The sequence below is a fragment of the Pseudomonas sp. M1 genome, assembly GCF_022760135.1.
In the GTDB taxonomy this organism is placed as follows: Bacteria; Pseudomonadota; Gammaproteobacteria; order Pseudomonadales; family Pseudomonadaceae; genus Pseudomonas; species Pseudomonas citronellolis.
The window spans coordinates 4344628-4356471 of record NZ_CP094343.1 but is presented as its reverse complement, the minus strand read 5'-3'; the positions used below and the strand labels follow the sequence as shown (position 1 = coordinate 4356471).

The following is an 11844-nucleotide window of genomic DNA, read 5'->3' as shown; positions in this document are numbered from 1 at the left end:
TCCGTGGGAACCTTCTCCACCCACCGGCGCCGCGCCAGGGCTTGCGGCGCCTGGCCGCAGGCCCTCGCGGCGGGTCCTCAGCCTTCGCGGCCGTGGGCCTGGGCGCCCAGCTGAGCGGCATCGACGCGGACGAAAATGGAGTCGCCGATGGCGGTCAGCACGTCGCCGGCATACACCTCGCAGATGATCCGGCTCTTGCGTCCCAGCTCGCCTTCCACGTGCGCGCGCAGGGTCAGCGGCACGCCCATCGGCGTGGGCTTGATGAACTTGATGCCGAGGTTGCCGGTGACGCAGTCCAGGCGCGGCAGGCTGCCCGGCTCGCGGCCTTCGGCGCGGTAGTGGTAGGCCATGGCCGTCCAGTTCGAGTGGCAGTCCACCAGCATGGCGATCAGGCCGCCGTAGACCAGCTCCGGCCAGCCGGTGTACTTGGCCTCGGGCAGGTGCTCGGCCATCACGTGGATGCCGTCCTCGTGCCAGTAGCTCTTGATGTGCAGGCCGTGGGGGTTGCTGCCGCCGCAGCCGTAGCAGATGCCTTCGGGCGCGGCGCGGTCTTGCAGGGAGAGGTTGTCCATGGGGTGCCTTGTTCTTGTCGCGGAAACCGCCCCAGCCTAGCCGGTTTCGCCGCCCTCATGAAGGGCCGCGCCTTGTCGCTGCCCGTGCCCTGGTCTTAACTGCTGGTGGGTCCACCGAAAACAGCAATAACAAATGGGGGAAACATGAGCGAAGAATCCCGTAACGAAAACCGCGACAGCGTGATCGACGCCCGCGCGGCCTTGATCCTCATCCTGCTGGTGGTGGCTACGGCGATATTCTGGGTGAGCCATCAATAATTTAGCTCCACCGGTCAGGGGTGGGCGAACACAATGAAGGCAAATGGCTATACTTCGCCGGCTTCCGGTCGGTGGGGTGTGGGTTCTTGAGTCTTCTGTGCAGGTCCTGGTTGCTGGTCGTCGGTCTGTCGCTGTCGTTGGGCTGCCAGGCGGCGTCGGTGGTGTTCCTCAACCCGGGGCGGTCCAACGAGCCCTACTGGGTCAGCTATACCCACTTCATGCAGGCCGCCGCCGGCGACCTGGGCATGCCGCTGCGCGTGCTCTACGCCGAGCGCGACCCGCAACGCTCGCTGCAGCAGGCGCGCGAGCTTTTGCGCGACGGCCAGTTGCCCGACTACCTGGTGTTCACCAACGAGGGCTACATCGGCCCGGAACTGCTGCGCCTGTTCGCCGATACCCCGGTGCGCCTGTTCGCCGTGAACAACATGCTGACCACCGACCAGCAGCGCATCGTCGGCGGCAGCCGCGAGCGCTACCGCAACTGGATCGGCAGCCTGGTGGCCAACGAGGAGGAGGCGGGCTACCTGATGGCCCACGGCTTGCTCCAGGCCGGCGCGGCGGCGGGGCGGGGGCTGGACCTGCTGGCCTTCTCCGGGCTGGCCCAGGCGCCGGTGGCGCAACTGCGCGAGCAGGGCATGCGCCGGGCCCTGGCCGATTTCCCGCGGGCCCGGCTGCTGCAGGTGGTGTATGGCGGCTGGGACCGCCAGCGCGCCTATGAGCAGGCGCAGCAGCTGCTGCGCCGCTACCCGCAGGTGCGGCTGGTGTGGTCGGCCAACGACGAGATGGCCTTCGGCGCGATGAAGGCGGCCCGCGAGGCAGGCCGCGTGCCGGGGCGCGACATGCTGTTCAGCGGCCTGAACAACTCCCCGGAGCTACTCGGCGCGGTGATCGACGGCAGCATCAGCGTGGCCATGAGCGGCCATTTCACCCTGGGTGGCTGGGCCATGGTCCTGCTGCACGACTACGACGCCGGGGTGGACTTCGCCGCCTATGGCGGCAAGGACCGCCAGTTGCCGGTGTTCATCCTGCTGGACAAACGCCGCGCGCAGAAACTGCGCGCCAACCTGGCGCGTCCCGGCTATGGCCTGGACTTCCGCGACTTCAGCCTGGCCCTGCACCCGAAGCAGAAGGCCTACCGTTTCTCCCTGCAGCCGCTGCTGGACTAGACGCCGGCCAGGTGCAGCACCAGGCGCACCAGGGCATAGAGCAACAGGACGAAGACCAGGGTGAAGCCCACGCCGAGGACGATGAAGTGGCTGGGCTTGCCATGGGTGAAGTCGCGGGCGCGGTTCTTCCCGCTCTGCACGCCGAAGGCGGCGGCCAGCACGCTTTGCAGCATCTGCCAGAAGCTCGGCGGGCGGTTCTGCGGATCGTCGTTCATGCAAGCCTCCTTTGCTGTGGGATAAGCATAGCCGGCCTCAGAGCTCTATCTGCGTCCACTGGCGCTTCTGCCACATCACCGCGAAGATCGCCGAGGCCAGGCCGCGCTGGATGATCTGCATGCTCCAGATCGCCAGCAGGCCGCCGCCCAGCACCGGGCCGACCAGGTAGGCCAGGGGCAGGAAGAACAGCCACTGGTTGCCCAGGCTGACGGCCATCACCGTGCGCGTGGCGCCGGCGCCGAGCAGCGCCTGGGTCAGCACCAGGGCGGTGGCGTCGATGACCATGCCCAGGCCGGTGAACATCAGTGGCACGCGGCCCAGCTCGATCAGCGCCGGGTCGCTGACGAACAGCCGCAGGATGGCCTCGGGGAACATCCAGAACGGCGTGCCCAGCAGCGCCAGGCCGCAGGCGGCGACCTTGACCACGTCCCAGCCCCAGCGGTGCGCGCTGTCGAAGTCGCGCTCGCCCATGCACTGGCTGACCAGGGTGGTGGCCGCCATGCCCAGGCCGATGCCGGGCAGGATCAGGAACAGCGCCAGGTTGATCAGCACGTGGGCCACCGCCAGTTCGCGGGTGCCGACCTGGGCGATGATCCAGAACAGCAAGGTGATGCCGGCGGCGAAGAAGAACTGCTGCAGCGAGTTGGGCAGCGACAGGCGCAGCATCACGCGGATTTCCCGCTCGCTCGGGCGGCGCGCGAGGAAGCCGTGCTGGCGGGCGTCGCGCCAGGTGATCCAGGCGTAGATCGCCGAGCCCAGGTACAGCGCCAGGGTGGTGCCCAGGCCGCTGCCCACCGCGCCCATGCGCGGCAGGCCGAACAGGCCGTGGATCAGGCTGTAGCTGATGGCGGCGTTGGCCAGGTGCATGACCACCAGGGTGCGCATGTAGGTGCCCGAGCGGCGGGTGCCGTTCCAGTAGCCGCGGAAGGAGAAGTTCAGGCCCACGGCCAGCACTGAGAGCGTGCGCCACTCGAAGTAGGGCACGCCAATGGCCAGCACCTCGGGGTCGGGCGACAGCAGGCTGACAATGGGTCTGGCGAACAGCAGGCAGGCCAGGCTGATGGGCAGGGCCAGGCCCAGGGCCACCAGCAGTCCGCAGTTCAGCGGCGCGGCCAGGTCGCCGTCGCGCCCTTGGCCGCGGCGCCGCGCCACCAGCGCCTGGACGCCGGCGCCCAGGCCCATGACCAGGGAAATGGCGACGAAGTTGGCGTAGCTGCCGATGCCCACCCCGGCCAGGGACTTTTCCCCCAGGTGGCCGACCATGGCGGCATCCACCAGGTTGAGCAGGCTCTGGCTGAGCATGCCGCCGATGATCGGCAGCCCCAGGCAGAGGATATTGCGAAGGCGCTCGCGCTCTAGCATGGCGTCCCCGAACTGCAGGTGATCCGGCGATTGTTGGTCGAGGGCGGCGGCGTGCCGGTGACCGCGCCCCTCATGCCAAAGCCTAGCGTAACGGGCGCGGCGATGCCCGCTCGATCGTCGCGCGGGCCCGGCTTCAGCGACGGCTGACGCTCATGGCGATCAGCCGCGAAACCACCAGGGCGAGGTACATCACGCCGGCAAATTCCTCGATCATCACCAACGAGCGGGCCGCGGGCGTCAGCGGCAATATGTCGCCCAGGCCGACCCCGGACAGGGTGGTGAAACTGAGGAACAGCAGCTCGGTCCAGGTGCGCGGCGCATCGGCGTCCAGCGCGGCGCTGAAGCTGCCGGGGACGGCCAACTGGCAGAAGCTGAACAGATGGGCGAAGGCCCAGGCCAGCAGGGTGAAGGTGGCGCCGGCGGCGTACAGCTCGTCGGTGGTGGCGCGCTGGTCGGCGTTCATGTACGCGATCAGGCTGGCCGCGGCATAGAAATAGAAGGCCGCCTCCAGCGCCGGCACCAGCAGCTCCAGCATGCGGCTGGCCAGCCAGAGGTCGAGCAGGCCGAGGGTGAGCACCAGCAAGGCCAGCACCGCGGCGACCCAGCTATGCACCGGGCTGCGCTTGACCACCTGCAGCGCCAGGCCCAGCACCAGCAGGCCGAAGGCGCCGAACAGCGCGCGGCCCAGGGTGCTGTCGTCCATCCAGGGGTAGAGCAGCACGCCGAGCAACTGGACGAACAGCAGTATGGCGGAGGGGTGGCGCTTGAGGTGGGCGAGGGCGGGCATGATGTCGCTCGGTTACGGGTCGACTTAACCATAGCCGCTGCCGGCCCTGCGGGCCGGATCGCGGACGGAGTCCGCTCCTATTGGGAGGCGCCATGCCTCCCGGCGAACTGTAGGAGCGGGCCCTGCCCGCGATTTCGCGCGCAGGGCGCGCTCCTACAGGGAATGGTGTGGGTGGGGCAGCGTAGGAGCGGATCTCATCCGCGAATCGCGCCGGAGGTTCCGGCTATCGCGGACAAGGTCCGCTCCTACGGGGAAATGCCATGCCTCACAGTGGATTGGGCGGGCCCTGCCCGCGATTCGCGCGCAGGGCGCGCTCCTACAGGGGAATGGTGCGGGTGGGGCAGCGTAGGTGTGGATCTCATCCGCGAATCGCGCCGAGGCGTCCGGCTATCGCGGACAAGGTCTCCTACCGCATGAGCGAGCACGGCTTTTCGTAGGATGGTGTTGAGCGAAGCGATACCCATCGCCATGGCCGCATGGGTTTCGCCAAGGCTCAACCCATCCTACGAAAAGCGCTTCGGCGCAGCCGGCAAGTCAGTTGCTCCTACGACCGTACCTCCCTGGAATTGTAGCGGGCCCTGCCCGCGATTTCGCGCGCAGGGCGCGCTCCTACAGGGAATGGTGTGGGTGGGGTGGTGTAGGCGGATCTCATCCGCGAATCGCGCCGGAGGTTCCGGTTATCGCGGACAAGGTCCGCGGGGCAGGGGCGCCGAGGTGCTTTTCGTAGGATGGGTTGAGCCTGCTAAACCCATGCGGCCATGGCGATGGGTATCGCTTCGCTCAACCCATCCTACGAGGGCCTCCATCCGTCCACGATTGCCCGGATGCGCAGGGCTCCGTCAGTCGAGCAGCCCGTGCCAGCAGTCGCTCAGCTCGCCGAGCTCGGAGGAGGTGCACCAGGCCTGGTTCTGCAGCCACTGGCGGACGGTTTCGCGGTCGGCTTCGTCGAGGCTGCCGACGGCGTTCAGGCACAGGTAGCCGGTGAACTCGCCGTCCTCGGTGGCGCCGCCGACGAACAGCCAGCCCTGGGATTCGACGAAGGCGATCCACTGGTCCAGCACTTCGTCCAGGTCGCCGCTGTAGTTCACTTCCAGGCTGAAGCCCAGTTCCTTGAACTCGGCCAGGCGCAGTTTCTTGCGCAGGCGGCGCTTGCGCGGTTTTTCCATCTGTTCGGGGGTGAGGTATTTCATCTTTCGCTCCTGGAAGGCGGATCAGGCGTCGTAGCCCAGGTTCGGCGACAGCCAGCGTTCGCTGACCGCCACGTCCTGGCCCTTGCGGGCGCTGTAGGCGTCGATCTGGTCCTTGTCGACCTTGCCCACGGCGAAGTACTGCGCCTGCGGATGCGCGAAGTACCAGCCGCTGACCGCGGCCGCCGGGAACATGGCGTAGTGTTCGGTGAGGGTGACGCCGGACAGGCCCTTGGGGTCCAGCAGCTGGAACAGGGTGCCCTTCTCGGTGTGGTCCGGGCAGGCCGGGTAGCCGGGGGCCGGGCGGATGCCGACGTACTGCTCGCGGATCAGCGCGTCGTTGTCCAGGTGTTCTTCGGGCTGGTAGCCCCAGTATTCCTTGCGCACGCGCTCGTGCAGCCATTCGGCGCAGGCTTCGGCGAGGCGGTCGGCCAGGGCCTTGACCATGATCGCGTTGTAGTCGTCGCCCTGGGCCTCGTAGGCCTTGGCCACTTCCTCGGCGCCGATGCCGGCGGTGGTGATGAAGCCGCCGACGTAGTCCTTGATGCCGCTGTCTTTGGGTGCGACGAAGTCGGCCAGGCTGAAGTTCGGCTTGCCGTCGGGCTTGATGGTCTGCTGGCGCAGGTGGTGCAGGGTGGCCAGCTTGTGGCCGTCCTCGGCGTACACCTCCAGGTCGTCGTGGTTGACCTGGTTGGCCGGCCAGAAGCCGAACACGGCGCGGGCCTTGATCAGCTTGCCGTCGATCAGCTTGCGCAGGATGTCCTGGGCGTCGTTGAACAGGCTGGTGGCCGCTTCGCCGACCACTTCGTCGCTGAGGATGCGCGGGTACTTGCCGGCCAGGTTCCAGGAGACGAAGAAGGGCGTCCAGTCGATGTACTCGGCCAGCACGTTCAGGTCGATGTCCTCCAGCACCTTCACGCCGGTGAAGGTGGGCACCGGCGGCTGGTAGCCGGCCCAGTCGAACTGCGGCTTGGCGGCGATGGCCGCCGCGTAGCTCAGGCGCTCGGTGCGGGCGCTGCGGTTGGCGGTGCGCTCGCGGACCTCGGCGTACTCCTCGCGCAGCTTGCGCGCGTAGTCGGGCTTCATTTCCTTCGACAGCAGGGTGGTGGCCACGCCCACCGCGCGCGAGGCGTCGGTGACGTAGACCACCGCGTCGTTGCTGTACTGCGGGTCGATCTTCACCGCGGTGTGCGCCTTGGAGGTGGTGGCGCCGCCGATCATCAGCGGCAGGCTGAAGTTCTGCCGCTGCATTTCCTTGGCGACGTGGACCATCTCGTCCAGCGATGGGGTGATCAGCCCGGACAGGCCGATGATGTCGCACTTCTCGGCGATGGCGGTCTGCAGGATCTTCTCCGCCGGCACCATCACGCCGAGGTCGACGATGTCGTAGCCGTTGCAGCCCAGCACCACGCCGACGATGTTCTTGCCGATGTCGTGCACGTCGCCCTTCACCGTGGCCATGAGGATCTTGCCCTTGGCCTCGGGCTTGTCGCCTTTCTCCGCCTCGATGAAGGGGATCAGGTGGGCCACCGCCTGCTTCATCACCCTGGCCGACTTGACCACCTGCGGGAGGAACATCTTGCCGGCGCCGAACAGGTCGCCGACCACGTTCATGCCGCTCATCAGCGGGCCTTCGATGACCTCGATGGGCCGCGCGCACTTCTGCCGGCATTCCTCGGTGTCTTCGACGATGTAGGTGGTGATGCCCTTGACCAGGGCGTGCTCCAGGCGCTTCTCGACGCTATGGCTGCGCCATTCCTCGTCTTCCACTTCCTTGGCCGAGCCGCCGCCCTTGTAGTCGTCGGCGATGGCCAGCAGCGCCTCGGTGGCGTCCGGGTTGCGGTTGAGCACCACGTCCTCGACCTTGTCGCGCAGCTCCTTCGGGATCTCGTCGTAGATCTCCAGCTGGCCGGCGTTGACGATGCCCATGGTCAGGCCGTTCTTGATGGCGTAGTAGAGGAACACCGAGTGGATGGCCTCGCGCACCGGGTTGTTGCCGCGGAACGAGAAGGACACGTTGGACACCCCGCCCGAGGAGAGCGCGTAGGGCAGGTTGTCGCGGATGTAGGCGCAGGCGTTGATGAAGTCGACCGCGTAGTTGTTGTGCTCCTCGATGCCGGTGGCCACCGCGAAGATGTTCGGGTCGAAGATGATGTCCTCCGGCGGGAAGCCCACTTCGTTGACCAGGATGTCGTAGGAGCGCTGGCAGATTTCTTCCTTGCGCGCCTGGGTATCGGCCTGGCCGGCCTCGTCGAAGGCCATCACCACCACCGCGGCGCCGTAGCGCCTGCACAGGCGGGCGTGGTGCTTGAACTGCTCGACGCCTTCCTTCATGGAGATGGAGTTGACGATGCCCTTGCCCTGGATGCACTTGAGGCCCGCCTCGATCACCTCCCACTTGGAGGAGTCGATCATGATCGGCACGCGGGAGATGTCCGGCTCGCCGGCGATGAGGTTGAGGAACTTCACCATCGCCGCCTTGGAGTCGAGCATGCCCTCGTCCATGTTGATGTCGATCACCTGGGCGCCGGCTTCCACCTGCTGCTGGGCCACTTCCAGGGCCTCGGCGTAGTTCTCCTCGCGGATCAGCCGGGCGAACTTCGCCGAACCGGTGATGTTGGTGCGCTCGCCGACGTTCACGAACAGCGAGCTGCGGTCGATGGTGAACGGCTCAAGGCCCGACAGCCGGCAGGCCCTGGGGATTTCCGGGATCGCCCGCGGCGGGTACTTGGCCACCGCCTCGGCGATGGCCTGGATGTGCGCCGGGGTGGTGCCGCAGCAGCCGCCGATGATGTTGAGGAAGCCGGACGCGGCGAACTCCTCGACCACCTCGGCCATCTGCGCCGGGGTCTCGTCGTATTCGCCGAAGGCGTTCGGCAGGCCGGCGTTGGGGTGCGCGGAAACGTGGGTGTCGGCCTTGGTCGCCAGCTCCTCCAGGTAGGGGCGCAGGTCCTTGGCGCCGAGGGCGCAGTTCAGGCCGACGGAAATCGGCCTGGCGTGGCGCACCGAGTTCCAGAAGGCCTCGGTGGTCTGCCCCGACAGGGTGCGCCCGGAGGCGTCGGTGATGGTGCCGGAGATCATGATCGGCAGCTCGAAGCCGAGCTCGTCGTAGACGCCCTGCACGGCGAAGATCGCCGCCTTGGCGTTGAGGGTGTCGAAGATGGTCTCGATCAGGATCAGGTCGGCGCCGCCCTCGATCAGGCCGCGGGTGGCCTCGCTGTAGTTCGCCACCAGCTCGTCGAAGGTGACGTTGCGAAAGCCCGGGTCGTTGACGTCCGGGGAGATCGAGCAGGTGCGGCTGGTCGGGCCCAGCACGCCGGCGACGAAGCGCGGCCGGTCGGGGGTCTCGGCGGTCTTGGCGTCGGCCACTTCGCGGGCCAGGCGCGCGCCCTCGACGTTCAGCTCGTAGACCAGTTCTTCCATGCCGTAGTCGGCCTGGGACACCTGGGTGGCGTTGAAGGTGTTGGTCTCGAGGATGTCGGCGCCGGCGTCCAGGTAGGCTTTCTCGATGGCCTGGATGACGTCCGGGCGGCTGAGCAGCAGCAGGTCGTTGTTGCCCTTCACGTCGCTCGGCCAGTCGGCGAAGCGCTCGCCGCGGTAGTCCTCTTCCTGCAGCTTGTAGCTCTGGATCATGGTGCCCATGCCGCCGTCGAGGATCAGGATGCGCTCCTTCAGGGCTTTCTGCAGGGCTTGCTGGCGGGCGGCACGATCGGACATGGGAACTACCTGGAAACGGCTGTGGCAAAGGGTCGCTGATGATAGCAAACCTGCAGGGGATTTGAGCCGACCGGGCTTTTACATGAGCGCAGTTCATGTTGTACCGGCCATCGGTTGGCCGCAAAAGCCCGCGGAGCCGCTAGAATCCGCCTATTCACGAGGTATGGAGTCCCCGATGTCCTTGCGCGCATCCTTTGCGTTGACCATTGCGTTCATGCTGCTTTCAGCCGTTGCCCAGGCAGCCGGCATTTCCTACAGCAAGGACATACAGCCGATCTTCACCGACAAGTGCGTGGCCTGCCATGCCTGCTACGACTCGCCGTGCCAGCTCAACCTGAGCGCCGCCGAGGGCGCCCAGCGCGGCGCCAACAAGCTGCCGGTGTACGACGGCACCCGCACCAAGGCCCAGGAAACCACGCGCTTGTTCCTCGATGCCCACGGCGCCGACGCCTGGCGGCGCAAGGACTTCTGGTCGGTGCTGGACGCCCGCGGCGGCCAGGCGGCGCTGATGCAGCGCATGCTCGACCTCGGCCAGGCCCACCCGCTGGTGCCCAACGCGAAGATCCCCGAAGGCCTGGACCTGTCGATCAACCGCAGCAACCAGTGCCCGACGCCGGACAGCATCGACGAGTTCGTGCAGAAGAACCCGCGCAGCGGCATGCCCTTCGCCGTCACCGGCCTCAGCGCCCAGCAGTACGCCACCCTGAAGCAATGGCTGGCCGAGGGCGCGCCGGTGGACGAGCAGGCCTGGCAGCCCGGCGCCGGCGAGGCGCGGCAGATCGGCGAATGGGAGCGCTTCCTGAACCAGCCCGGCGCCCGCGAGAGCCTGGTTTCGCGCTGGCTCTACGAGCACCTGTTCCTCGCCCACCTGTACTTCGAAGAGCAGGGCGCGCCGGGGCACTTCTTCCAGCTGGTGCGCTCGCGCACGCCCAGCGGCCAGCCCATCGACCCCATCGCCACGCGGCGGCCCAACGACGACCCCGGCGCGGCCTTCTACTATCGCCTGTGGCCGATCCAGGGCGTGATCGTGCACAAGACGCACATCACCTACCCGCTGAGCCCGGCCAAGCTGGCGCATACCCGCGAGCTGTTCTTCGCCGGCGCCTGGGCGGCCGACAAGGTGCCCGGCTACGGCCTGCAGCACCGCGCCAACCCCTTCGAGACCTTCGCCGCCATCCCGGCGCGGGCGCGCTACCAGTTCATGCTGGACAACGCCGAGTACTTCGTCCGCACCTTCATCCGCGGCCCGGTGTGCCGCGGGCAGATCGCCACCGACGTGATCCGCGACAACTTCTGGGCGATCTTCCAGGATCCGGCCCACGACCTCTACGTCACCGACCCGGCGTACCGGGCCAAGGCCACGCCGCTGCTGGGCCTGCCCGGGCAGATCGACGACATGGGCCAGATGCTCCAGCAATGGACCAGCTACCGCGACAAGCGCAACGAATACGAGGCGCTGCGCCTGGACGCCTACGAAGAGGCCCCGGCGCCGACCTGGGCGGACATCTGGCGCGGCAACGACAACGCGCTGCTGTCGATCTTCCGCCAGTACGACAGCGCCTCGGTGCGCAAGGGCCTGATCGGCGGCGTCCCGCAGACGCTGTGGTGGATGGACTACCCGCTGCTGGAGCGCACCTACTACCAGCTGGTGGTCAACTTCGACGTCTACGGCAACGTCTCGCACCAGGCGCAGACGCGGCTGTACTTCGACCTGATCCGCAACGGCGCCGAGCAGAACTTCCTGCGCCTGATGCCGGTGGCCGCGCGCAAGCACCTGCTCGACGACTGGTACCAGAACAGCGGCCGGCTGAAGATGTGGCTGGACTACCAGAACCTCGACAACGACGCGCCCAGCGGCCTGGACCTGCCGGAGAAGGGCGCCAAGAACGCCTTCGCCGTACAGTTGCTGAGCCGCTACGCCAGCCTCGATGCGCGGCCCGACCCGATCAACCTGTGCCAGGACGGCGGCTGCTACCGGCGCAGCGTCCCGCGCCCGCTGCAGGACGCCGAGCAGGCCTTCAGCCGCCTGGTCAGCCGCCCGGCGGCGGGGCTCAAGGTGATCGAGCAGTTCCCCGAAGCGACCATCCTGCGCGTCGAGCTGCCCGGCGGGAAACGCGAGATCTACACGGCGCTGCGTAACCGCGCGCACAGCAACGTCGCCTTCATGCTCGGCGAGTCGCTGCGCTACCAGCCGGGGCTGGACACCCTGACCATCTACCCGGGCGTGCTCTCCAGCTACCCGAACTTCATCTTCGACCTCAAGGCGGAGGAGGCCGGCGACTTCGTCTCGGCCCTGGAGCGCGTGCAGAGCCAGGAAGATTTCGACAAGGTGGTGGAGCGCTGGGGCATCCGCCGCAGCAACCCGCAGTTCTGGCGCTACTTCCACGACCTCGACGCCTACCTGCGCGAGACCGAGCCGGTGGAGGCGGGCATCCTCGACATGAATCGCTATGAAAATCTTTGAGGCGGCTGCAGGCGGCAGGCAGGAGCGCTTTGGAGCCTGCGGCCTGAAGCTTGAAGCTTGAAGCCGCTACTTGCGAACTATTCCTACTAAATTGGTAGGGCTTTATCCGGGGCGG

The 11844-nt window shown here is 67.4% G+C and carries 8 protein-coding genes; 2 read left to right on the top strand and 6 right to left on the bottom strand.

All coding sequences use genetic code 11. From position 1 onward, the window contains the following. Positions 1-77: 77 nt before the first annotated feature. Entirely contained in the window at positions 78-572 is a 495-nt protein-coding gene (locus tag PM1_RS19040; RefSeq protein ID WP_009619242.1) for a PaaI family thioesterase, read from the bottom strand. Between the two features lie 344 nt (positions 573-916). Between PM1_RS19040 and PM1_RS19035 the strand changes: the two genes are divergently transcribed. Beyond that, the gene (locus PM1_RS19035; RefSeq protein ID WP_024128312.1) at positions 917-1996 is read left to right on the top strand and encodes an ABC transporter substrate-binding protein; all 1080 of its coding nucleotides are present in this window, start codon (positions 917-919) and stop codon (positions 1994-1996) included. Here the strand turns inward: PM1_RS19035 and PM1_RS19030 are convergent. The 5 genes from PM1_RS19030 to metH form a co-directional block, all read right to left on the bottom strand. Beyond that, positions 1993-2211: a DUF2970 domain-containing protein gene (locus PM1_RS19030; RefSeq protein WP_009619245.1), complete on the bottom strand. Its 219-nt coding sequence runs from the start codon at positions 2209-2211 to the stop codon at positions 1993-1995. The genes PM1_RS19035 and PM1_RS19030 overlap by 4 nt on opposite strands. A gap of 37 nt (positions 2212-2248) precedes the next feature. Further along, on the bottom strand, positions 2249-3574 hold the full coding sequence (locus PM1_RS19025; protein WP_009619246.1) for an MATE family efflux transporter: 1326 nt from the start codon (positions 3572-3574) through the stop codon (positions 2249-2251). Between the two features lie 133 nt (positions 3575-3707). Beyond that, complete coding sequence (locus PM1_RS19020) at positions 3708-4361, bottom strand: potassium channel family protein (RefSeq protein WP_009619247.1); 654 nt, start codon at positions 4359-4361, stop codon at positions 3708-3710. An 839-nt stretch (positions 4362-5200) separates the two neighbouring features. After that, positions 5201-5551, bottom strand: coding sequence for a 50S ribosome-binding protein YggL (locus tag PM1_RS19015; RefSeq protein ID WP_009619248.1), 351 nt, complete (start codon positions 5549-5551; stop codon positions 5201-5203). Between the two features lie 21 nt (positions 5552-5572). After that, a complete protein-coding gene (metH, locus tag PM1_RS19010) occupies positions 5573-9265 on the bottom strand; it encodes a methionine synthase (protein WP_009619249.1) in 3693 nt (1230 codons plus the stop codon). A gap of 175 nt (positions 9266-9440) precedes the next feature. Here metH and PM1_RS19005 point away from each other — a divergent pair, with 175 nt between their 5' ends. Then, the gene (locus PM1_RS19005; RefSeq protein ID WP_009619250.1) at positions 9441-11729 is read left to right on the top strand and encodes a fatty acid cis/trans isomerase; all 2289 of its coding nucleotides are present in this window, start codon (positions 9441-9443) and stop codon (positions 11727-11729) included. Positions 11730-11844: the final 115 nt, after the last annotated feature.

Excerpts from the sequence above, each read along its gene's own strand:
- PM1_RS19030 (WP_009619245.1), bottom strand. The coding sequence starts at position 2,211 with ATGAACGACGATCCGCAGAACCGCCCGCCGAGCTTCTGGCAGATGCTG.
- PM1_RS19020 (WP_009619247.1), bottom strand. The coding sequence starts at position 4,361 with ATGCCCGCCCTCGCCCACCTCAAGCGCCACCCCTCCGCCATACTGCTG.
- PM1_RS19015 (WP_009619248.1), bottom strand. The coding sequence starts at position 5,551 with ATGAAATACCTCACCCCCGAACAGATGGAAAAACCGCGCAAGCGCCGC.
- PM1_RS19040 (WP_009619242.1), bottom strand. The coding sequence starts at position 572 with ATGGACAACCTCTCCCTGCAAGACCGCGCCGCGCCCGAAGGCATCTGC.
- PM1_RS19025 (WP_009619246.1), bottom strand. The coding sequence starts at position 3,574 with ATGCTAGAGCGCGAGCGCCTTCGCAATATCCTCTGCCTGGGGCTGCCG.
- PM1_RS19005 (WP_009619250.1), top strand. The coding sequence starts at position 9,441 with ATGTCCTTGCGCGCATCCTTTGCGTTGACCATTGCGTTCATGCTGCTT.
- metH (WP_009619249.1), bottom strand. The coding sequence starts at position 9,265 with ATGTCCGATCGTGCCGCCCGCCAGCAAGCCCTGCAGAAAGCCCTGAAG.